19 protein-coding genes are annotated in these 22993 nt (G+C 31.8%); 11 read left to right on the top strand and 8 right to left on the bottom strand.

Annotated elements, in window-relative coordinates; genetic code table 11:
* Positions 1-5: 5 nt before the first annotated feature.
* The 3 genes from B3R94_RS04950 to B3R94_RS04940 all read right to left on the bottom strand — a co-directional run bounded on the left by B3R94_RS04950 (position 6) and on the right by B3R94_RS04940 (position 6019).
* Positions 6-707: an NUDIX hydrolase gene (locus B3R94_RS04950; protein ID WP_125350221.1), complete on the bottom strand. Its 702-nt coding sequence runs from the start codon at positions 705-707 to the stop codon at positions 6-8.
* Between the two features lie 33 nt (positions 708-740).
* Positions 741-1211, bottom strand: coding sequence for an Lrp/AsnC family transcriptional regulator (locus tag B3R94_RS04945; protein WP_038336320.1), 471 nt, complete (start codon positions 1209-1211; stop codon positions 741-743).
* 212 nt (positions 1212-1423) lie between these two features.
* On the bottom strand, positions 1424-6019 hold the full coding sequence (locus tag B3R94_RS04940; RefSeq protein WP_291099056.1) for a translocation/assembly module TamB domain-containing protein: 4596 nt from the start codon (positions 6017-6019) through the stop codon (positions 1424-1426).
* Positions 6020-6082: 63 nt separating this feature from the next.
* On the opposite strand from B3R94_RS04940, the gene tsaD reads away from it, so the two are divergent.
* From tsaD to B3R94_RS04925, 3 genes are all read left to right on the top strand, one after another.
* Positions 6083-7102, top strand: coding sequence for a tRNA (adenosine(37)-N6)-threonylcarbamoyltransferase complex transferase subunit TsaD (tsaD, locus tag B3R94_RS04935; RefSeq protein WP_291099053.1), 1020 nt, complete (start codon positions 6083-6085; stop codon positions 7100-7102).
* Positions 7102-7809 (top strand): RsmE family RNA methyltransferase, encoded by a 708-nt coding sequence (locus B3R94_RS04930; RefSeq protein WP_125350218.1) that lies wholly within the window; start codon positions 7102-7104, stop codon positions 7807-7809. Before tsaD ends, B3R94_RS04930 begins: the two co-directional genes overlap by 1 nt.
* Positions 7810-7980: 171 nt before the next feature.
* Positions 7981-8334: a hypothetical protein gene (locus B3R94_RS04925; RefSeq protein WP_038336316.1), complete on the top strand. Its 354-nt coding sequence runs from the start codon at positions 7981-7983 to the stop codon at positions 8332-8334.
* A gap of 49 nt (positions 8335-8383) precedes the next feature.
* Here the strand turns inward: B3R94_RS04925 and B3R94_RS04920 are convergent, their stop codons facing one another.
* Complete coding sequence (locus B3R94_RS04920; RefSeq protein WP_291099050.1) at positions 8384-10003, bottom strand: glycoside hydrolase family 10 protein; 1620 nt, start codon at positions 10001-10003, stop codon at positions 8384-8386.
* A gap of 185 nt (positions 10004-10188) precedes the next feature.
* On the opposite strand from B3R94_RS04920, the gene B3R94_RS04915 reads away from it, so the two are divergent.
* On the top strand, positions 10189-10623 hold the full coding sequence (locus tag B3R94_RS04915; RefSeq protein ID WP_125350214.1) for a potassium channel family protein: 435 nt from the start codon (positions 10189-10191) through the stop codon (positions 10621-10623).
* Between the two features lie 36 nt (positions 10624-10659).
* Here B3R94_RS04915 and B3R94_RS04910 read toward each other — a convergent pair whose 3' ends face one another.
* Complete coding sequence (locus B3R94_RS04910; protein ID WP_084106931.1) at positions 10660-11391, bottom strand: DUF2911 domain-containing protein; 732 nt, start codon at positions 11389-11391, stop codon at positions 10660-10662.
* Between the two features lie 4 nt (positions 11392-11395).
* Positions 11396-11557, bottom strand: a complete 162-nt coding sequence (locus B3R94_RS04905; RefSeq protein WP_160279602.1) for a DUF5522 domain-containing protein — start codon at positions 11555-11557, stop codon at positions 11396-11398.
* A gap of 161 nt (positions 11558-11718) precedes the next feature.
* Between B3R94_RS04905 and B3R94_RS04900 the strand changes: the two genes are divergently transcribed.
* Genes B3R94_RS04900 through B3R94_RS04890 form a run of 3 tightly spaced genes read left to right on the top strand, consistent with a single transcriptional unit; the run spans position 11719 to position 14042 of the window.
* Complete coding sequence (locus B3R94_RS04900; protein ID WP_291099047.1) at positions 11719-12045, top strand: hypothetical protein; 327 nt, start codon at positions 11719-11721, stop codon at positions 12043-12045.
* Complete coding sequence (locus B3R94_RS04895; RefSeq protein WP_291099045.1) at positions 12046-12963, top strand: 1-aminocyclopropane-1-carboxylate deaminase/D-cysteine desulfhydrase; 918 nt, start codon at positions 12046-12048, stop codon at positions 12961-12963.
* Entirely contained in the window at positions 12960-14042 is a 1083-nt protein-coding gene (locus tag B3R94_RS04890) for a glucosaminidase domain-containing protein (RefSeq protein WP_291099042.1), read from the top strand. The genes B3R94_RS04895 and B3R94_RS04890 overlap by 4 nt, the downstream gene beginning before the upstream one ends.
* A 402-nt stretch (positions 14043-14444) precedes the next feature.
* On the opposite strand, the gene B3R94_RS04885 is transcribed toward B3R94_RS04890, so the two are convergent.
* A complete protein-coding gene (locus B3R94_RS04885; RefSeq protein ID WP_291099039.1) occupies positions 14445-17267 on the bottom strand; it encodes a GEVED domain-containing protein in 2823 nt (940 codons plus the stop codon).
* Between the two features lie 243 nt (positions 17268-17510).
* On the bottom strand, positions 17511-18095 hold the full coding sequence (locus B3R94_RS04880) for a TlpA family protein disulfide reductase (protein ID WP_291099036.1): 585 nt from the start codon (positions 18093-18095) through the stop codon (positions 17511-17513).
* A 158-nt stretch (positions 18096-18253) separates the two neighbouring features.
* Between B3R94_RS04880 and queA the strand changes: the two genes are divergently transcribed.
* From queA to B3R94_RS04860, 4 genes are read left to right on the top strand one after another with little or no spacing between them, the layout of a single operon-like run.
* Positions 18254-19303 carry a tRNA preQ1(34) S-adenosylmethionine ribosyltransferase-isomerase QueA gene (queA, locus tag B3R94_RS04875; RefSeq protein ID WP_038336356.1) on the top strand — a complete coding sequence of 350 codons (1050 nt, stop codon included), beginning with the start codon at positions 18254-18256 and terminating at the stop codon, positions 19301-19303.
* Between the two features lie 7 nt (positions 19304-19310).
* Positions 19311-20360, top strand: a complete 1050-nt coding sequence (gene rlmN, locus B3R94_RS04870; protein WP_038336309.1) for a 23S rRNA (adenine(2503)-C(2))-methyltransferase RlmN — start codon at positions 19311-19313, stop codon at positions 20358-20360.
* A gap of 11 nt (positions 20361-20371) precedes the next feature.
* Positions 20372-21325: a hypothetical protein gene (locus B3R94_RS04865; RefSeq protein WP_125350211.1), complete on the top strand. Its 954-nt coding sequence runs from the start codon at positions 20372-20374 to the stop codon at positions 21323-21325.
* Positions 21326-21381: 56 nt separating this feature from the next.
* The gene (locus B3R94_RS04860) at positions 21382-22314 is read left to right on the top strand and encodes a polyprenyl synthetase family protein (protein ID WP_180906365.1); all 933 of its coding nucleotides are present in this window, start codon (positions 21382-21384) and stop codon (positions 22312-22314) included.
* The last annotated feature ends 679 nt before the right edge of the window (positions 22315-22993 follow it).

The following is a 22993-nucleotide window of genomic DNA, read 5'->3' as shown; positions in this document are numbered from 1 at the left end:
TTATTTTAAAATAAGAAATCATATCCTTTCAAACTCAATTTTTCGTATTTTTCTTCATCAAAACGATATAATTTAGATACTTTACGATGTTGTTTAGGATCTGTTGTATTACCTGTTTCGATAATTAAATTTGAGTTAAAGATTTTCTTTCTAAAGTTACGTTTATCCAACTCACGATTCAAGGCTTTTTCATATAAACTTTGTAATTGCGCAATTGTAAATTCATCACCAAGTAAGTTAAACCCTACTGGACGACGCTTCACACGACGTTTTACACGTTCTTTTGCATATTTTACAATCTCATTATGATCAAAAGCTAAATCCGGAACGCGATCGTAAGGAAACCATTCTCCACCTTGTGTTTTCACTTTTTCCTCTATTTGAGGCGTCAATTTAACCAAAGCATAGTAAGCAACATTTACAACTCGTCCTAATGGATTACGAAAAACTTTTGTAAAAGCTTTCAATTGTTCAATATATGTTTGATGCTCATCGTAAGCAATTTTCTCAATCAACAATTCGTGAATTGCTTGATCGTTACTTACCGTTGGCGCAATATATTTTCCTGGCAAAACCAATGCTCCTTTGAAAGGATCGTTTAGTTTTTTGTACACCAATATTTTGAGATCTTCTCCATCAAACCCGAAAAGTACGAGACTTGAACATAGAGCGACCTGAAAATATTTTTCTTTTTCTTCGTCTGTCATTTTGTGGGATGATTAATAAATTGAAATTTATTTTTAATGAAAAATTGAATGCATCAATCTATTTTTATCGTTGAAAGATTCTTCTAACGAAATCATAGATTCTGTTCTCAATACATCATCAATTTGATCAATTTTGTAGATAACATCTTTCGCATCAGAAGTATCTCTTGCACGAATTTTACAGAAGATATTATATTTTCCAGACACAACGTGAACCACTGTTACGTTAGGAATTTTATATAATTCATCTATCACTTTCTGAGTTTTATTTGTTTTTGTAAGTAACAATCCTACATACGCAACAAACTGATAACCCATTTTATCATAATCTGTAATTAGTGTAGTTCCTTTGATGATTCCAGCCTCCTCTAATTTCTTGACACGTACGTGAATAGTACCAGCAGAAACATTCATTTTCTTTGCAATTTCTGTAAATGGCATTCTTGTATTGTCAATCAAATACATCAAAATTTTCTTATCAACATCATCAATTATGTAATTCATTTTCCTAATTTTTGATTATTATTATTATTTTAATAAAAAATCGAATTAATTTTTAGCAAAATTATAAATAAAACAAACAAACTTCAAAATATTTTTTAATGATTTATTTAATATTTTACTTTTGTTGTAATAATAGTTCTAAAAAGAAAGAACTAATCACTTTTGTTTGTTTGCGCGAGTTTATTGTCTAACCACAATAAACTCATTTTTTTTTATTTAATTTTGACTAAGCCGCGACGCTTTTGTTCCACCTTAGGTTGAGTAGTTTTTTGATACGTAACTTTGACCGTATCTTTTGTAGTTTGACGGGTAGAATCTATTCTTCTTTCCTCACTTTTAAACTGTTTCGGAAGTACAATCGAATCAAATCTTTCTTGTGGTTGCTCTTCTTTTTTAGCTTTAGTTTTCTTTTTAATTTCATCTAAACCTAAGAAACCTCTAAACGTATCGAAACTTTTGTTGTATTGAATTCCGACTCCGAAACTTTGATTCAAGTTATTTTCCATTCCAGGTAACAAACCGAAAGTTGTAGGTTTTGTAAATGCTTTTAGGACCAAAGATCCATTATTTAATTTTGAAATATCGTAGGAAATATCAAAATTACCATCGAAATTCTCTTGTACATTTCTATTATTTGTAACCGCAATTCCATACGAACCACGCAAACTTAAACGATTATTAACGCGATATGAAACCGAAGTTCTAATTTTATCATTTGTCTCCGATTGTGCACTACCACCAACGTACTCCATTTGTATATCTACATTATTCGCAATAGATGATAACATGCCCGCAATTGTCGATAAACCAATATCAGCAGCTGTACTCGTTACACCAGACTGAACAGCCGATGCGTCACCAAATTTACCTGTCAATAAGATATAACTAAACTGAAGCATCTGTTCTTCTGTATTTGAACGGAATTTTGATTGTAACTGCGAATTGATATCCGAACCTGCATTAGGAATTGTTAATCCAAAATCGATAATAGGTTTCTTCAACGTTTCGGAAATATTAATTGATAAGAGAGCATCATAAATTTGCGAATATCCTACACCTAAATAATCTCCAACATTTGATACCGAACGTTGATATTCAGCTGTAATATTAAGCGTTGCATCGAGCGGATTTCCTGCAAATTGCACAGAAGATCCTTTTTTGATTTTAAAATCTTTCGGAATCAGCGGAAATTGTCTAAACTCATATGTTCCACTTTCTATATTATATACACCTGTAATACTCAATCCTGCTTTATTCATTAAGAATCTAAGATTTTCTGCTGTACCACGCGCTGTCGCTTTATCGTTTGTAGCTGCATCAAAAATCAAATTCACCATTGCATTTGGATACGCATTAATGTTGACATCTATCGACATTCCTTTTGGCGCATGCGGTTCATTATTTTTAGATTTTTCGTCTAAATGTTGGTTAGGAACAAAACGTACCAAGTTATTTTCTGACTCAATTGTTGTACTTCCTGTATTAATTGTCAATTCAGAATTCCCTACAACAGTCGCATCACCAGCAATTTCCAACTCCTCTACCGCACCAAACATAGAGACATTTCCTTTGGCAAATACTTTTCCATAAAACAGTTCATTGTCTTTTATAGATGTATTCATCACCAATAAATTTTGCGTATCGAAATCTAAGTTGAGACCCCATTTAGACAGGTTACGGAAAAGAATTGCTCCGTCAACCTTTCCTTTTGTATTGTAAGCAGTGTCTTTAAATGCAATATCATTCAAAATAATACTTCCTTGTCCTGCACCTTGTTTCGAAACAAATAGGTCGTTTTCTCCTTCAAATAAATAATCTGTTCCTAAGAAATTAACTTTTAATCCAAGATCTTTTGCAACCATATTTCCGCTTAGATTCGGCAAATCGACAGGTCCCGTAATTTTTAAATCACCAGATAACGTTCCACGCATATTAGAGAAAACAGATTTTAAAAATCCTTCTAAGAAATCGATGTGAAACTCGTCAAAATTGGCATCTACATCAACCTCAGGACCTGTTGGTTTATTGATAATATTACCATAAGCAACCAACGATTGAATTTGTTCTTTCTGTAAACTTGTTTCAAAATTAAACTGTTTATCCGCTACATTATAACCTCCTTGCAACGTCAAATTACCAAGCTCAAAATCATTTAAACCTAACTTGTCAATTTTAGCTTCAAGCGTAGGCTCAAGTTTTTCTTTTGTACGAATAATATCTACTTTACCATTCGCTATACCGACAATTTTTAGATTATTCAATAATGTTTTAGGTATAATTTTTTCTAAATGCAAATCTTTAAAATCAGCATTAAATTTATAATCTGTATTATTATTAAATAAACCACTTACTTTTAAATATTGTTCTTCCGATTCTAATGATAAATCTTCAACTTTTAATGATTTATTGATTCGATTAAAAATTACACGATTCGAATTTGCATCATTCAAATGATTAATTGTCCATTGTGTCGAATCAATTTGAATTGTTGAAGGAGAAAATCCAAAAATCAAATCATTATTATTCTGAACTGTATGGAAAAGATTCAGATTAAATAAAATTGGATTTTTTCGACCAATATTAAAATCTGTTTTGACAATCATTGTATCATTCTTCGGAATCGAATTTACGTTAATCGCATTAATCGTTACCCCACTTACTTTCAAACTATCAATCTTCGCATTCAACGTTGGCAATTCCGCAATTGTATTTAGATTAACATTAGATTGGAACAATTGAATTCCTGCATATTTTATTCCAGGCGTTTCCAAAGTCGCTTCCAACTGATTTTTCGTACCATCAATATAACCTTTTACATGCGTATCAGGCTCAATCGAAATCGACGGATCGATATATTGTAATAAATTTTCTTGCACATAAACATCAAACGAAAAAGCTTGATTTGGCGAAACTTTTTTATGACGAAAAGATGGAACTAAATCTACAAGAGAATTATTGATGACATTGGCAACTTCCGTAATATTATAGCGACCATCTACTGTAGCGCGCATATAATTAGGAACATCCAAAGTCATGATTTTATGCGAACCATCTATTTGAGAATTCAACATGACATGTGACAATTCTAACGTATCTTTTTTCGAACGGAAGTAAAGATTTTTGATATCAATATTTCCTCTGAAATCATTAATATTTGTCAACTTAAAATTCCCTTCTACATCACCGCGTACAATTGCATTTAGATTTTTTGTAACGCCAAGCAAATCTAAATTAATTTGACGAATATTCGAAGTAAAATCAAAATCATAAGGTTTTCCACTAAAGTTAATTTTACCTTTCAATTGCGCATTTAGATTTGGATCTTTGATATCGAACAAGCCATTGAATTGATAATTTTTGACCAAACCGTCAACCGTAATATTTTGGTAACGTTTGCCCATCAAATCCATATAACGAAGTGTTCCGTCTACATCTAAATTGATATTTTTCAAGTCTGTTCCTCGTCCATCAAATCTAAATTTTCCGCTTACATAACCCAAATCTTTTGCATTTGTCAATTGACGAAGATTTAAGTTTTTCGCATCTAAAGTTCCTTTATAAATTAAAGCTTTTACATTTTTATAATTCTTGATTTGCGCTTTAATATCTGCATCTCCAAGTCCAGAAACGGCGTAACCATTTGCATGAATTTCATTTGGATTTAATGAAATATCTCCACGATAATTTAGGTTTCCAAAACGAGTCAACATATTTGGAATTTTCTTCGAAACAAAGGTTGGAAGTAATTTTGTTATTTTTTGATATGATGTATTGATTTTTACATTTCTTGTCGAAAAATTTAGCGAAGAACCATGTGTCACATCTTGCAATTGTAAACGAGAAGCACCAACATAATTATCTTCTCCTTTCAATTCGAAATCTGTAAATGTTAAATTATTCAGGGTTCCATTTACTTTTCCATATAAATCTACTGACGAATTTTTATCAAATAAAGGAGTAAAATAACGAATTTCCTTAAAGTTAATTTTAGAACCTCGATCAAAGAAAACATCCCAACGAACTTTATTTTCAAAGTCCGACATATCCGAAGGCTCGTCGTAACTCAATAATAAATTTCCATTCAAAACAGATGTATCCGTTCTCAAATTCAAATTCCCAACTCGAATTTCTTTTTTCGAATAATGAACTTTTCCTGTAAAGTTTTGTACGTTATACGTTTCTTTATTTTTTGTCGCAACAAAGCAGAAGTTTTCTAAATCAGCCGTAATATCAGAATCAACTAATCGAAACTTTTTTACAGTCATGTTCAACTGTTTTGAATCCAACCAGATATTCCCAGAATTTTGATTAACAATAGAAACTTTACCATCTTCCAAAATAAAATCTCCATCCAATTTGAAAATCTTTTTCGGATCTTTTGGTTTATCAGAACTAAAACCGTTCACAAATTTGATGAAATTCGAAATCGAATCGCCTTTGTACGTAATTACACGAATTTCGGGCTGAATCAATTTCACTTCACTCAAATTGATATGATCTTTTTTGATTCCTGGAATTAACGACCAAACATTTATTGTTGTTTCTAAAGTCTTCGACTTCAAAAAATCATATTTGTGATCGTCTTTAATGTGTACACCATAGAAATAAATACGCCCAAAAAAATCAATATCAACCGCATCTACATACATTTGTGTGTTCAACGATTTATTTAATTTTTCTAAGGCAAAATGTGCTATTTTTGTCTGTACCGCAGGGATTTGTATTGCGATTGCTACTGTTAAAACAAGGGTTAAAACGAGTATAATCAACGACAATAAAAATCTTCCTATTCGTCTGACTATTTTCAATGGTTTAAATTTACGATATTTGCAGGGTAAAAATAAGTTATAAATTTTATTCTACAAGGAATTATGAGCGATAAAAACTACATTTTAGCCATAGAATCTTCTTGTGATGATACAGGCGCAGCAATTATTGACAGAAATAAAATTATTTCTAATGTTGTAGCAAGCCAAAAAATTCACGAAATATATGGTGGCGTAGTACCAGAATTAGCTTCGAGAGCACATCAACAAAATATTGTTCCCGTCGTAGATCAAGCCTTAAAACAGGCAAATATTAACAAAGAAGAACTTAAAGCAATCGCGTATACACGTGGTCCAGGATTGATGGGTTCGCTTTTGGTTGGCGGAAGTTTTGCGAAATCTTTCAGTCAATCATTGGATATTCCGTTGATTGAGGTTAATCACATGCAAGCACATATTTTGGCAAATTTTATTGAAGATGCCAACGACGAAAAACCAACTTTTCCATTTTTATGTTTGACTGTTTCTGGTGGACATACACAAATCGTGAAAATCAATAATTATTTTGAGATGGAAATTTTAGGAGAAACGATTGATGATGCAGCTGGTGAAGCGTTTGATAAAGCGGGTAAAATTTTAAATTTACCTTATCCTGCAGGTCCAATTATCGACAAAAAATCTAAGATTGGAGATCCTACAAAATTCAAATTTGCAAAACCAAAAATTGAAGGTGTAAACTTTAGTTTTAGCGGTTTCAAAACGTCAATTTTATATTTTATTCAGAAAGAAGTCAAAGCGAATCCAAATTTTATAGAAGAAAATATTGATGATTTGTGCGCTTCTATTCAACGTTCTATCGTAAATATTTTGATGGAAAAAGTAAAAAAAGCATCGGACGAAACTGGAATTAAACAAATTGCAATTGCAGGTGGAGTTTCTGCAAATTCTGAAATTCGTCAACGATTAAAAGATGGAGAAACTGAATTTGGTTGGAAAACTTTTATACCAAAATTTGCTTATACAACAGATAATGCAGCGATGATTGCAATGGTTGGAAGTTTAAAATTTGATCAAGAGTTATTTACAGAAAACACAGCGAAATCTGTAGCTAAATACCATATTTAATGAAATTATTTTTTGGAGAAATTCATCATGACACAGCTATTCTCAACGAAGAAGAAAGTCATCATTTTGCAAAAGTTTTACGCGGAAATGAAGGCGATTTGGTGCACGTGACAGATGGAAAAGGAAATTTGGCTGAAGTTGAAATTACATCAATTTCTAAAAAAGCAGTTGAAGGAAAAGTTGTTGACTTAAAAGTAAATTTCGAGCAGAAAAATTACTATTTACATGTTGCAATTGCACCAACAAAAACAATGGAACGTTTGGAATTTTTCTTAGAAAAAGCAACTGAAATTGGTATTGACGAAATTACTTTTTTACAGACTTTTCATTCGGAACGAAAAAATATTAAAATCGAGCGAATTGAAAAAATTGTACAATCTGCAACCAAACAATCGTTGAAAGCGTATTTGCCAAAAGTAAATGATTTGACAAAATTCAATGAATTTATCAAACAGGATTTTGAAGGTTTCACGAAATGTATTGCGCATTGCGAAGCGGATATTGAACGTACGCCTTTACGAACAGTTTTGGAAAATAATCCGCAGAAAATTTTGATTATGATTGGTCCTGAAGGTGATTTTTCGAGAGATGAAATTTTCGCTGCAGAAGATCATAATTTTACAGGAATTAGTCTTGGACATCAACGTTTCCGTACTGAAACTGCAGCTTTACAAGCTGTTTTTGCTGTTGATTGGGGATTGAAATAATATAATTAAGAAAGTTGTTTCAAAAATGTCATTTCGAATGAAACGTAGTGAAATGAGAAATCTAAATTACAGATTTCTCCATGCGTCGAAATGACATGACTAATTTTAGTCTTTTGAAACAGCTTTTTTCTTTCATTCGAAAATAAATATCTTTATCAAAATTTAAAACTTATGAAAAAATTAGCACTTATTTTGGGATTATTCATCGGTAATTTTTCGGTTGCGCAAACTGTAAATGATGTTCCGATTAAAGATATCAATGTTGATTATGTACAGATTATTGGAACTGGGCGAGGTTTGAGTACAAAAATGAATATTCGATTGGATTTTGGACAAGAAACCAAATCTTTTTCACTGAAAAATGGTTTGAAAATAAAAGATGAACGCGGAATTTCAGTGAAATTCAATTCGATGATTGATGCGTTGAATTTTATGTCTGAAAACGGATATGAATTTCAGTTTGCCTACACATCAAAAGAAAATGATAACGATGCGCTTTATTATATTTTAAAGAGAAAAAAATAAAAAAATCCTCAACTTATGTTGAGGATTTATATTGAGAGAAATTCAATTCTTAATTAATTTTTTGAGCAACGTAATCACTTTCGTTTCCTAAACGATCGACAGCTTTTAGTGCAACTGCTGTTAAACTTTTACCATCTTTGTGTTTCAAAATTGTTTGGTTTGTTTTGGTTTTATCCAAAATAGACGTTTCCCAATCGTTGTTGTAACGTGTGTATAAAATCCATTTCGAAACATTTGAATTCATTTTATAATCATTCCAATTCATCACAACTTCTGACGCTTTCATATTTACAGTCAAACTTGGTTTTACCAAACGATCTGCTTTTATCCAATTCATAGTTGGCACCAAAGCTTTAGCTTTGTATGGACCTTCTTTCAGATAACTCAACATCGAAGGATTTTTCGTTAATCCAGCAATACTCCAGTGAATAACACCCACATTGTTTTGTAAAATTTCTCCAGCCATTTTTACCTGATTTGTAATCTCAGTTGTTCTATCCGAAACTTTCACTTCTACAGTATTCAAACCTGGCCAAAGATGACGATTATGTGTGTTTTCTGATTTCCACCATTCTAATAATTTCGGAAAACTTTGTCCTGTCGAATTAATTGGCCAATACAATTGTGGCGAAAAATAATCAACCCAACCTTTGTTCAACCATAATTTTGCATCTGCATACAATTCATCATATTGCGAAGAACCTGTAATTCCAGCAGGATATCCTGGTTTCCAAATTCCAAAAGGACTAATACCAAATTTTACAAAAGGTTTTTCTGCTTTGATTTCTTTATAAATACGCTCAATAATTGTATTCACATTTTGACGACGCCAATCTGCTCTCGACAACATTCCTCCATTATTCTTGTAAACATTCCAAGTTGAATTATCTGGAAAGTCTGCACCACCATTATACGATGCATATGGATAGAAATAATCATCAAAATGAACACCATCAATATCATAACGCGAAACGATATCACGAACAACTTCCGAAACGTGATCTTGCGTTTTTTTGTCAGCAGGATCAAACCAATACATGCCATTTTTCAATCTCACCACATTACTTGGCGATCTTTTCACCATCGATTCGTTTGTCACTGGACCTCCACTACTGTGATGCGCTCTGTAAGGATTTAACCAAACATGCAACTCAATTCCACGTTTGTGTGCTTCTTCCACCCAAAATTCTAACGGGTCATAATATGGCGAAGGCGCCTTACCTTCTTCTCCAGTTAAAAAGTAAGACCAAGGTTCGAAATTACTTTTATACAAAGCATCTGCCGCTGGGCGAACCTGAAAAATAACAGCATTAAAATTGTTTGCTTCTAACATATCCAACAACTTTATTGCTTCATCTTTTTGTTGCGTTGTTGTCAAATCTTTTTTAGAAGGCCAGTTAATATTTGCAACAGAAGCCACCCAAGCCGCTCGGAACTCACGATTTACTTCTGGTAATTTCACTGTAAAAACTTCATCTTTCTTATTCGAAATTTCAGTTTTTGGTGTAGTAGGAATGGTTGACTTCGTAGATTCGACAGGTTTTATAGGCTGCTTAGATTCTACTTTTTTATAAACTATTTTTTTCGAATTTTTATTTGAAGCACACGAAGTCAAGCCAATTGTAGCTAGTCCGAAACACATCAAAATATATTTAAAATTAATTTTCATTCGTTGAAATATGTATTTTTAGCGTTACAAAATTAGTAATAAAGCTTTATTAATCCAGATTTTATCAAATATTTAGGATATCTAGATTTTCCTTCTCTATTAAATTTACAAAATTTTTCGCTTCAAAAAGTGTTCTATAAATTTTATTCTTTACATTTTTGTACTCATCTATAATTGATAAAAATATGTTTCTAATTATATGTTTTGGCGTATTGATTATTTGTGTAAATGTTATTTTACAATCAACTGTTACGGTTTATTCGCTAAAATATCTACATAAATATAATCTCAAAAAACAACGATTAACGTTTAGTGAAGTGCTTTGGCAAATGGCAATTTCAGTATCTTTCTTGACTTTATTGCACGGTGCACAATGTACAATTTGGGCGGCTACTTTTTATTTCAATCCAAATATTGACAATTTACATAGTTTTCAAGAAGCAATCTATTTTTCATTAATCACTTTTACAACCGTTGGTTACGGTGATGTTGTGATTGATAGCGAATGGAAAATTATGGCTGGATTAGAAGCTATAAACGGAATTATGATGGTAGGCTGGTCAACTGCGTTGATGTTTTCTTACCTACAAATTATCTTAAAGAAGAATATTACTCAATAAAAAAATCCCTTCAAAAATTTTTGAAGGGATTTTTAATTAATATTTATTTTTTTCCAAATTAACTTTCAATTCTTTGTAATAATCTGGCGCATTTGCATCTTTTTCTAAAGCTGTATTAACCCATTTCAACGCTTGATTTCGATCCAATTTATTCGAATAATAGAAGTTTGCTGAATTGTAAAAATCTCTTGCAGAAGAATTTTCATTCAATTGATCTCCAATCATTTTTAAAACTTCGTTAATTGTATTCGTTTCAATATCCAAAACAACCGTTGTGTTATCCCAAGCTAATACCAAATTCGCTGATTTTTGCGTCACATTTGTAAAACGAATCTCAAACGTTTCTGTCTTGTTCATCGATTTTGTTGACGGAGCTTTCACTTTCAAAGCGATATTCGACTCCTTCCACTCTTTCGGATTTCCCCAGTTTTTCGTGTCTTTGTAAAAAATTACCTCCCACTCCTCTTTATTCGGAATGCTATACAACGCATATTCGCCAGCAGCCAACTCTTGTCCATTCACTTTGATTGGTTTATCAAATTTGATGACCGTATTTTCATTCGCACCAGTTCGCCAAACTTCTCCATTCGGTACCAATTTTCCAAATACTTTTCTTCCGTTTACATTTGGTCGATTATATTCAACTTCAAATTCTGTTAAACCTACTTTTTGTTCAACTTCAGCATGAGAACTTACCGCGGGAAATTTCATTTGAGCAAAAGCACAACTTCCTATTAACAAAGCTAAAACTGTTGATGTTATTTTCATATAATTATTTCTTATTCTTTATTTTATCTGTTTTTTTATCGTATCCATACGGACAATGTTTGCATCCACTTTTACAACAATACCCTCTTTTTTTTAGATATTGTTCAGTAAATATTCTGAAACCTTCTGGAGATAAATAATAATCTCCTTCTTCAAACTTTTTCATTTCTAACGCTGTGAATTTACAACTTTTATCTATAAACTATCATTAATTTTGGTATGATAATTATTTGCGAAACTTCCTATAAATTTACGATTTTTAATGCTTTTTAAATCAATATCTTCTCAGATTGATTAATTTTGCAACAAAATCGAATTACCTAAATCATGTTTGTAGTTGTTTTGAGTCATTTGTTCCGAAAAAATTTTATTGGAATCACCATTTTTCCTTTCATTTTTTTGAGAGATAAAAAACTGAAAAATGATGAAGTTTTAATCAATCACGAAACCATTCATATCATTCAGCAACTCGAACTTTTGGTCGTTTTTTTCTATCCTTTTTATTTTATTGAATATGCCATTCGATTGATTCAATATCGCGATCAACACAAAGCATATCGCAATATTAGTTTTGAGCGTGAAGCTTATGCAAACGAACACAATTTGAATTATTTAAAAAAACGAAAATTTTATAATTTTCTAAAATATATCTAAATGATTTGGAACGATTTTAAAGCTCAAATTCAAAACATTGACATCAAACATTTAACTTCTCAAAATATTCAACTTTCTATATTAAGAGAAGATTTGATTCATCCCGAAATTTCTGGAAACAAATACCGAAAACTGAAATATAATTTTATTGAAGCTGAAAAACTTGGTTTCAAGAAATTGATAACATTTGGTGGCGCTTTTTCCAATCATATTGCAGCAACGGCGGCAGCTGGTCAACTTCATCATTTCGAAACTATTGGCATTATTCGTGGAGAAGAATTGAAAGATAAAATCGATGAAAACCCTACATTACGTTTTGCAAAAAAATGTGGAATGCAATTGCATTTTATTTCGAGGGAAGAATACCGAAAAAAGGATGAAGTAGAATTTATTAATCATTTAAACACTAAATACCCAAATACTTACGTTATTCCAGAAGGAGGCACAAATGATTTTGCGATAAAAGGTTGCGAAGAAATTTTGTACGATGATTGTTTCGAATATGATTTTATTGCTTCGGCAATTGGAACTTGCGGAACAATTGCTGGATTGATTGAAAGCTCGAAACCTCATCAAAAAGTTTTAGGTTTTCCGAGTTTAAAGGGAGATTTTATCCAAAATGAAATCGAAAAATTGACAAATAAAACGAATTTCACTATTTTTAATGATTATCATTTTGGCGGATATGGGAAAGTTTCGGATGAATTAATTACTTTTGTAAATGATTTCAAGCGAATTAACCATATTCAATTGGATCCTATTTACACTGGAAAAATGTTTTTTGGTATTTTTCAATTAATTAAAAATCATTATTTTAGTGATAATTCTAAAATTCTTTTGGTTCATACAGGCGGATTGCAAGGAATTGAAGGAATGAACAAACTTTTAAAGAAGAAGAACAAAAATATTATAGAATGAAAAAATTGTTATACATTTTTAGCTTAGTGTTGTCGATTTCGACGCAAGCACAAGAAAGTAGAGACATAACTTACATTCGAAAACATGCTATTTTAGCTGTTGAAGAAATGCAACTTTACAAAGTTCCAGCAAGTATTACGTTAGCACAAGGATTATTGGAAACTGGAGGCGGACAAAGTAAATTAGCCGATCAAGCCAATAATCATTTTGGAATAAAATGTAAAGGTCCTGAAGAATGGTCGTTGGATAAACCTCGTATTTATCACGATGATGATGCGAAAGGTGAATGTTTTAGAAAATATTCTTCAGTTGAAGAAAGTTATAGAGATCATTCTAAATTTTTAGCTTTAAGACCTTATTACAAAGCTTTATTTTTCTTAGATCCGACAGATTATAACGCTTGGGCAAATGGTCTGAAAAAATCTGGTTATGCAACTGATCCAAAATATGCTTCAAAATTAATTTCGAGAATTGAGAAATATAATTTAGATCAATTTGATAAGATTTCTCCAGAAGAAGTTTATACAAAATTGTATACATTATACAACAATCAGGATGATATGATGATGGCAAATAATTCATCGAAATCTAAAACGAAGAAAGAATCTAAAACAATCAAAGAAGAAATTGCATTAGCGTCTTATCAACCAAATAATAATAGTATAGAGAAAAATGAGCCTAATGTAAATAACAAAACAATTGCTTACGAAACTCGTCCTCAAAATCCTACAACTCGCATTAAAAAACACAAGAATAATATTCCTTATATTGTTGCACAAGCGGGAGAAACAATTGCGACTATTTCTAAAACGTACAACAAAGTTCCTTCGGATATTGCGAATTTCAATGAAATACAAATGGGTTCTAAATTGAAAGATGGACAAATTGTATTTTTCGGAAAAAAGAAAACAAAAGGTTCTGATTATTCATACAAAGTACAAGAAGGTGACGATATGTACACGATTTCGCAACGTTTTGGAATGAAAATTAACAATTTATACAAGCTAAATCGTATGGAACCAGGTGAACAACCTAGAGTTGGACAACGAATTAATTTGAAAACAAAAGTTAGAGCATAATAATTTCAATAAACTTAAAAAAGCTTCCAAAAGGAAGCTTTTTTTATTTCATCGTTTTAGAAAACATTTAATTATTTAAACTAATCAAATCCTAATTTAACAAACTTTCATTATCTCATTTATAAATCTTCCACATTTACTAGACACACCAACAGACACTTAAAAATCAACACTTAACTTACTAAATTAGATTAATAAAAAAAAATAAATAACGATGATATCCTTTTTCATTTTAAAGCTTAGGTTTTAAGCTGAATTATATGATGTATATATGTTTTAGCTTTACAATTTAGGTTTATCATTAAGATTCAGAGTTTCATTAATTTATAAACGATTAGAATTATATCAAAAAAAACGCCACCCAAATTGGGTGGCGTTTGTTATTAAAAATAATATCTAAAGTTAGTTTTTGACAACTTTTGTTGTCTTAGTACTTCCATCAGCATATTTAATTGTTATAATATAAACACCTTTGCTAAGTGCTGATAAATTAAGCTCTGTAGCTGGTTTCATATTTGCTAATGTTCTTCCAGAAAGATCAGTAACAACAATAGAAACAGCATCTTTAACATCAGAGATTCTTAACACATCTTTGAATGGATTAGGATATATTGATATCGTAGTTTTACTCATGTCCGACACGCCTAATTTTCCTACATTAACAGTATAATCTTCCATCTCACCATATGCCTCATTTGCATTATTTGGTCCGCAAGCGAAATGATGACCAAAAGCATCTGCTTTTGATGCAGATAATACAACTCTCATTCTTGTTTTTCCTAATTTTGCATCAGAAGGAATAATTATATCTTTAGTAAGAACTTCTGCAAGTCCTGTTCCTACGTAAGTATACTCATTTTCTTCAAAAGTACCATTCTGGTTAAAATCAATCCACACACCTACAGATTCATATAACCAACCATCACCTGAAGGTCCTACTTTTACAGAAATAGGATAAGTTTCTCCAGCTGAAGCCTCTGCAACTAGTGAAGTAAAATCAGAATAACCTGTTGCGCCACTACAACTAGAATCTTTATTAATTCCTGCAAATGTTACATTTTCAATAACATCACCATCGTTACAAATCATATTAATTCCGTTGTTACAATAAGTATAGTTAGCAGCTGTTGTAAATGAAATCTCTTCACATCCTGTTGCATCACCTGTTTCATTTGAAGCTACCACTTTTACAAAATATTTCGTATTAGCAGCCATAGAAGTAGCATAACTTGTTTCTGTAACTTCTTTTCCATCTACTATATCATAAACTCCAGAAGAAGTCCCTATATAAACTTTATACTTATCTGCATTATCAACAGTATTCCAAGTAATTTTAGTAGTTGTTGCTACATTAACTGCATCTTTTGTTGGAGCTGTAATTGTAACACAATCAGGAAGTGTTGCTACCCCTTCTTTTATATCAAGTGTATAATCTTCGACTTGACCAAATGTAGTATTTCCACATGGCTGAGGATCTGTAAGAAATGCCGTTCTAACTCTCATACGAGTTTTTCCTAATTTTGCATTAGAAGGTATTTTAACAAGCCCTGTTGATGTAGCTGCATTTACAGTCATATTTGTTTTTTCGTCATCTGTAAATACTCCATCTTGGTTATAATCAATCCAAATACTTGTTTTATCACGAGAAAAATTAGCAATCTTAACTTCAATTGGATATCCTTTATTTGTTTGAACATTACCTACTATATTAGTAAAATCTTCGTATCCATTATTATCATATAAAGGTGTCGATGCATTATCTATGTCTGCAAATTTAACATTAACTATTCTTTCATAATCATTATTAGTAGAAGTCGCTTGAGCATCACAATAAGTAAGTGCAGTAGATTTTACTTTAATTGTATACTCTTCCACCTGACCATTTCCAACATCTGAACAAGCTGTAGAAAGAGAATTATGAATAGCTGTAGCCCCTGTGAAATTATATTTCACTCTCATTCTCTTCTCTCCTGCTTTAACATCCGCTGGAATCGATAAATCCCCTTTTAAATTAATTAAACCACCTGTTACAACATTTGATACCAACATTGTACCAGCTGTATTGAAATAAGCTTCTCCTGCATCATCAAAATCACCATCTTCATTCCAGTCGATGTATATCACAGTAGCAAAATTATTACTTCCCGATCCTATTCCAGATAAAGTAAATGGCACCGACGTTACATCATCATTGATTTCGAATTTTGTTGCTGTAAAATTTTGATGAGCTTCATACGTTCCAAAAGTAGTAGCCGCTTCATCAGATATTTTTTCAACATCTCCAAATTTGAATGATTTAATTGGAAACATCTGAGCAGGAATCGTACTAATAATCGGTCCACAATAAGGAGCAAACGAATTTTCACCTGTTGTAAATGTAGTTTCCACACAACCTACAGCATCTCCTAAATTATTCGTTGCAACAATTTTAGCAAAATATTTCGTATTAGCCGCCAACGCTTGAGCTGCAGGTAACATATAACCTGAAGATAGTTCTTCTCCATTTATTGCATTGTAATTAGCTGACACACTTCCTAAATACAATTTGTAAGCATGTGCATTTGCAGCAATTCCCCATGTAAAAGTTGGTCTAACAAAAACACCTGTCGCACCATCTACTGGAGTAGAAAGAGTAGTACAACTTGGAAGAGCATCAACCTTTTGTAAAATAGAAATATTATCTAAAAACACTAATGCTCCGTTAGTATTATTCGCACTTGAACTTGTTACTGAAATTCTAAACCTAAAATTTGCTCCATTAACAATTCCATCAGCTATAGAGGCTGTAACATGTACACATTCACCTGTTGTTCCACTATATGGAATCGTAGAAACTGTTGTAAAAGTAGTCCCTATTGAAGCAGTAGAATATTGTACAAGAATATCTCCTTTAAGTTCCCCTACATTATTTTGTAAGAAATCCTCTATGACATAATCAAAGCTAATGTCAACTTGCTTTCCATTAGTCACCATCGCTGCAGGCTTAGTATACGTAAGAGTAGCTGTTTTTCCAGAGGCAGCAGTTCCCACTAAAGCAGCTCCCCAAGCTCTGTCAGCTCCAGTACACCCCGCATTATTATACACTCCTGTATAGCTAGCTGGTGTATAACCTCCAGCTCCAACCCAAGTCGACGGAAGCGTTCCTTCGAACCCCTCTTTAACTGAGACTTGTGCATTCGCGCCAATTCCTAGCGCCATACCACATAATAGTAAAATTTTCTTCATAAATATTAATTAAATATTAGTAATACAAATATACATTTTAAATATCAATACAAAAAAATAATACGGAATTATTTAATAAATAATTAAAATAAACATTATTAAATCAACTTATTAAGTAATTTATAAGAAAATAAATCTATTTTTATTAAAAACAACTAAAATCATTCCTTTGATAGTATTCGATTTTATTTACATTAAAAATGCCTCTAAAAAATAATATTTGAGGCATTTTGAAAACTTTTTTTATTTCATCATTTTGAGAATATCTATCAATTGTTGATTGATTCCTCCTGTTTGATAATCCATCGGTGCAGGCGCGCGATCAATCATAATATTTCCTTCTTTGTCTAAAATAATAAAAGTCGGAATGTATTCTATCTTATAATCAAAGCCAAAGTTATCTTCTCTTCCTGCAAATAACTGTACACCAGACATCTGATTTTCTCTCACCATTTTTTCCCAAATTGGCTTATCTTCTAATTTATCCAAAGAAACACTTACAAAATGAATTGGTGCATTATGAAATTGTTTTTCCAATTCTTTCATAAAAGGAATTTGAACTTTGCAAGGTCCACACCATGTTGCCCAAATATCCATGTAGACATATTTTCCTTTGAAATCTGATAAGTCAAATCGTTTTCCATTGATATCAGCCAAAGAAAAATCTGGTGCTTTTATCAATTCTTTCGGAATTTCTGATTCTGGTGATTCTTTTTTTGCAACAGAATCAATCTTTTCTATTTCAGTAGATTCTTCAATTTTTTGTTCGGATTTATTACAACTAAAAAGTGTAAAAATCGCGGAAAAAATTAGTAGGTTCGTTTTCATTTTATTTTTCAAATAAGTATTAAAAAACTTGATAATATCTATAGGTCTTTCGTCAAAAATAAACATTTAAACGTTAGCAATTTCATAAAATACCTCAATTCACTTGACAAAGGGGTATCTGACATCGTATATTTGCAAAAAATTGTACAATTATGAAAATGAAAACCTCCGATTTCGACTTTACTTTACCTGAAGAACTTTTAGCAGATCGTCCTTCTGAAAACAGAGACGAAGCTCGCTTAATGGTTGTTCACCGTGACACCGGAGAAATTGAACATAGACAATTTAAAGATCTTATCGAGTATTTCGACGAAGGAGATGTAATGATTCGTAACAATACGAAAGTTTTTCCTGCTCGTTTAATGGGAAATAAAGAAAAAACTGGTGCTCAAATCGAAGTTTTCTTGCTAAGAGAATTAGATGCTGAGACTCGTTTATGGGATGTTTTGGTTGATCCAGCGCGTAAAATTCGTATCGGAAATAAATTATTCTTCGATAATGATGATACATTAGTTGCAGAGGTTGTTGACAATACAACTTCTCGTGGACGTACTTTACGTTTCTTATTTGATGGATCTTACGAAGAATTCCGTGCAAAATTGAAAGAATTAGGAGAAACTCCACTTCCAAAATATATTTTACGTGATGTTGAACCAGAAGATGCAGAGCGTTACCAAACAATTTATGCAAAACACGAAGGAGCTGTTGCTGCACCAACAGCTGGTTTACACTTTTCTAAACACTTATTAAAACGTTTAGAAATTAAAGGTGTTGATTTTGCTGAATTAACATTACACATTGGTTTAGGAACTTTTCAAGCTGTAGAGGTTGAAGATTTATCTAAACACAAAATGGAGTCTGAGCAAGTTATTATTCCTCAAGAATCTGCTGATCTTGTAAATCGTGCAATTGACGAGAAGAAAAAAGTTTGTGCTATTGGTACAACTTCTATGCGTTCTATCGAATCTTCTGTTTCTGCAGATGGTCATTTAAATGCATTTGATGGTTGGACGAACAAATTTATTCACCCACCATACGATTTCTCTATTGCAAATTGTATGATTACAAACTTCCACACACCAAAATCTACATTAATCATGATGATTTCTGCGTTTGCTGGACACGATTTAACAATGAAAGCATACAACGAAGCTGTAAAAGAAGGATACAAATTCTACTCTTACGGAGATGCAATGTTAATCTTATAAGACAAGTTTGAGTACAACAAAAAAAGACATACGAAAGCTTTCACAAGCTGAGATTGAAGATTATTTCAAAGAAATTGGAGAAAAATCATTCCGCGCAAAACAAGTGTACGAATGGTTATGGAAAAAGAATGCACATCAATTTGATGACATGACGAATATCTCAAAAGCTCTACGTGAGCAATTGGGAGAATCTTTCCAAATTCAACCTGTTGAAGTTGATCTTCTACAAAAATCTAACGACGGAACCATCAAGAATGCGGTTAAGCTTCATGATGGTAACGTTGTGGAATCTGTTTTAATTCCGACTGATTCTCGCACAACTGCCTGCGTTTCTTCTCAAGTTGGTTGTAGCTTGGATTGTACTTTTTGTGCAACAGCGCAATTAAAACGTATGCGTAACTTAACAGCTGCCGAAATCGTCGATCAAGTTGTGATTATCGATGAAGAAAGTAAACGTTATTTCAATCGTCCATTAAGCAACATCGTATTTATGGGAATGGGAGAACCTTTGTTAAATTATAACGAAGTAATTTCTGCCATCAAAAAAATCACGTTGCCAGAAGGATTGGGAATGGCGCCAAGAAGAATTACAGTTTCTACTTCTGGAATTCCTAAAATGATTGAAAAACTGGCTGACGAAGATTTACGCGTTAACCTTGCGGTATCTTTACATTCGGCTCGAGAAGAAGTTCGTAATGTGATTATGCCTTTTTCTGTTAAATTTCCGTTGACGGATTTAATGGATAGTCTTCAATATTGGTACCAACAAACAGGTTTACGAATCACGTTCGAATACATTGTTTGGGGCGGTGTTAATGACAAAAAAGAAGACATTGATGCATTGGTAAAATTCTGTCGAAAAATTCCTTCTAAAGTAAATATTATCGAATATAATTCGATTGATGACGGAATCTACAAACAAGCATCAGAAGAAGCAGTTAACAATTATATCAAAGCTTTAGAATCCAACAATATTGTGGTAAATGTACGTCGTAGTCGCGGAAAAGATATTGATGCAGCTTGCGGACAATTAGCCAATAAAACTGGAAATGATTAAAACATAATCAAATGAAATATTTAGCCATATTTTTATTTTTGATTCTGACTAAATTCTCTTTCGCGCAAATAGTAGAAAACATCGATACAATTTCTATTGATGATTATAAAATGGAAAGTATCAACTTACCGCCTACTTTGAACGAAATTTCGACTTTAGAATATGAAAAAGAAGATAAAAATGTGGCTTCTTTTTGGGGTTTAAACGATTCTGATTCCAAACCAGAATTGTATCGTTTTGATGCAAAAACAGGTAAAATTATCAATACTATTTTCATCACAAATGCTCCAAATATCGATTGGGAAGAAATGTCTTCGGATGATAATCGAATTTATTTTGCTGATTTTGGAAATAATTTGGGCAAACGAAAAGATTTAGCCATTTATTTTATCCAGAAATCAAACATCGATTATTCAAAATCTTATCAGCAATTAAAAGCTGAAAAAATAGAATTTTATTATCCAGAACAAGAAACTTTTCAGTTCAAAAATATGACGACAAATTGGGACGCAGAAGCATTTTTTGTCTACCAAAATCAATTGCATATTTTTACAAAAGAATGGTCAAATATGTCAACGTCTCATTATGTTGTTCCTATTGACTCTTCTAAAAAACACGCAGCCAAAAAGTTAGAAACTTTTCCTACAAATTACGCTGTAGCTGCTGCTTATATCGATGCTGATGTAAATAGTTCTACCAAAGGAATTTATCTATTGGGCTACACAAAAGAAGCGTTAACTTTTATCAATTGGTTCGATTTGCCAAAAGATAACAATCAGTTATTCTTCACTTCTCAAGTTAAAAAAATAAGTTTACCTTTGGGCTTCACGACACAGTTGGGACAATTGGAAGGTATTTCAGTTTTGCCAACCGAAAACAAAATTTGTTTTAGCGGAGAGGAATTTAACTATAAAGGATTCTATGCAAAACAGGTTGTACATTGCATCAATAATTTTACGAATTAAAAAAATAAATTTTGGGTAACACGGTAGATTTGATTAAAGCTCCGATCGCGGAGGAAATGAAATTGTTTGAACAGAAATTCTTCGAATCGATGAAGAGTAATGTTTCGCTTCTTGACCGTATTTCCAATTATATCGTGCGCAGAAAAGGAAAACAAATGCGTCCGATGTTTGTATTTTTAACTGCAAAATTAAATGGCGAAGTACAAGAACGTACCTATCGTGCAGCTTCTTTTATCGAGCTTATTCACACCGCAACTTTAGTACACGATGATGTAGTGGATGATAGTACATTGCGTCGTGGTTTCTTTTCACTTAATGCGATTTGGAAGAATAAAGTAGCTATTTTGGTGGGAGATTATTTTTTGTCAAAGACCTTAATTATTTCGACTAAAAACAAAGATTTTGATTTACTTGAAGTTGTTTCGGTTGCGATACAGGAAATTTCGGAAGGTGAATTATTGCAAATCGAAAAAGCGCGAAAACTTGATATTACAGAAGATGTATACTTCGAGATTATTCGAATGAAAACGGCAACGCTTATCGCAGCTTGTTGTGAGGCTGGAGCACGTTCTGTTGGTTGTTCGGAAGAAGTAGCGAAAAAAATGCATCGTTTTGGTGAATTGGTTGGAATTGCCTTTCAGATTAAAGATGATTTGTTTGATTATACCACTTCTAATGCAATTGGAAAGCCTGTCGGAATTGACATCAAAGAACAAAAAATGACGTTACCGTTGATTTATTCAATCAATACAGCGAATGAAAAAGACAAAAAATGGTTGATTAATTCGGTAAAACGTTACAACAATGACAAAAAACGTGTACGAGAAATTATTCAGTATGTAAAAGATCACGGCGGAATTGAGTACACGCAAAAAATGATGAAACAATATAGCCAAGAGGCTTTAGATATACTATACGAATTCCCAGAAAGTGAATTTCGAAATTCATTGGAAACAATGGTGAAATACGTTATCGAAAGAGAAAAATAACAAAAGGACTTCTAATTGAAGTCCTTTTTTGTATATTACGATATTGTAAAGCTTTTAAATGAAAAAAGATAATATCATACTTACTATTTCATTATTTTCTCCTCTTTTGTTTTTAGGTTGTATTGTTGCATAATTTTTTCTTTCTCCAAAAACTTATTCCCCTTATGAGTACTATAAAACAATTCATTACAAAGGAAATGTTCAAAAGATATATACAAAATATGAAAGTAGAGGAAATCGATTAATGGTTAGAGTAAAATATTCCGATTATTATTTACCTTATGAAAATGCTAATCAATTTATCGAAATAGGTGATTCAGTTGTCAAGAATAAAGGTAAAACATCTTTACATATTTTTAGAAATAAAATTTTAATAAAAAGTTTAATTATAGAATAAACATATCTAATCATATTACAATTAAAAATCTCATTAAAATCTTCTTAAATTACTCACAAAAAAAGCTGCTACAAATTGTAAAAGCTTCCATATATTATTCTAAATATTTATTAATTTAACCCGTTGTGCATTTTGATTACTAAATAATAAAGTTGTTCATTTGATTGAAAATCAGTAAATTGCTTTAACCACAAAACATTTACAATGAACAACTTACTTGCAAATTACGAAAGAATATTGGAAGTTCTACGAAAAATTTCCACAGATACACTTTTAATTTAT

Source organism: Empedobacter sp. UBA7611 (genome assembly GCF_002484365.1).
Lineage (GTDB): Bacteria > Bacteroidota > Bacteroidia > Flavobacteriales > Weeksellaceae > Empedobacter > Empedobacter falsenii_B.
The sequence above is the reverse complement of the archived record's forward strand: the minus strand, read 5'-3'. Positions and strand labels throughout refer to the sequence as shown.

Bases quoted from the DNA above. Each gene is read 5' to 3' on its own strand.
- B3R94_RS04945 (WP_038336320.1), bottom strand. From the start codon at position 1,211: ATGAATTACATAATTGATGATGTTGATAAGAAAATTTTGATGTATTTG.
- B3R94_RS04930 (WP_125350218.1), top strand. From the start codon at position 7,102: ATGAAATTATTTTTTGGAGAAATTCATCATGACACAGCTATTCTCAAC.
- B3R94_RS04920 (WP_291099050.1), bottom strand. From the start codon at position 10,003: ATGAAAATTAATTTTAAATATATTTTGATGTGTTTCGGACTAGCTACA.
- B3R94_RS04915 (WP_125350214.1), top strand. From the start codon at position 10,189: ATGTTTCTAATTATATGTTTTGGCGTATTGATTATTTGTGTAAATGTT.
- B3R94_RS04860 (WP_180906365.1), top strand. From the start codon at position 21,382: ATGAAATTGTTTGAACAGAAATTCTTCGAATCGATGAAGAGTAATGTT.
- B3R94_RS04900 (WP_291099047.1), top strand. From the start codon at position 11,719: ATGTTTGTAGTTGTTTTGAGTCATTTGTTCCGAAAAAATTTTATTGGA.
- B3R94_RS04865 (WP_125350211.1), top strand. From the start codon at position 20,372: ATGAAATATTTAGCCATATTTTTATTTTTGATTCTGACTAAATTCTCT.
- B3R94_RS04905 (WP_160279602.1), bottom strand. From the start codon at position 11,557: ATGAAAAAGTTTGAAGAAGGAGATTATTATTTATCTCCAGAAGGTTTC.
- tsaD (WP_291099053.1), top strand. From the start codon at position 6,083: ATGAGCGATAAAAACTACATTTTAGCCATAGAATCTTCTTGTGATGAT.
- B3R94_RS04890 (WP_291099042.1), top strand. From the start codon at position 12,960: ATGAAAAAATTGTTATACATTTTTAGCTTAGTGTTGTCGATTTCGACG.
- B3R94_RS04925 (WP_038336316.1), top strand. From the start codon at position 7,981: ATGAAAAAATTAGCACTTATTTTGGGATTATTCATCGGTAATTTTTCG.
- B3R94_RS04880 (WP_291099036.1), bottom strand. From the start codon at position 18,095: ATGAAAACGAACCTACTAATTTTTTCCGCGATTTTTACACTTTTTAGT.
- B3R94_RS04950 (WP_125350221.1), bottom strand. From the start codon at position 707: ATGACAGACGAAGAAAAAGAAAAATATTTTCAGGTCGCTCTATGTTCA.
- queA (WP_038336356.1), top strand. From the start codon at position 18,254: ATGAAAACCTCCGATTTCGACTTTACTTTACCTGAAGAACTTTTAGCA.
- B3R94_RS04910 (WP_084106931.1), bottom strand. From the start codon at position 11,391: ATGAAAATAACATCAACAGTTTTAGCTTTGTTAATAGGAAGTTGTGCT.
- B3R94_RS04885 (WP_291099039.1), bottom strand. From the start codon at position 17,267: ATGAAGAAAATTTTACTATTATGTGGTATGGCGCTAGGAATTGGCGCG.
- B3R94_RS04895 (WP_291099045.1), top strand. From the start codon at position 12,046: ATGATTTGGAACGATTTTAAAGCTCAAATTCAAAACATTGACATCAAA.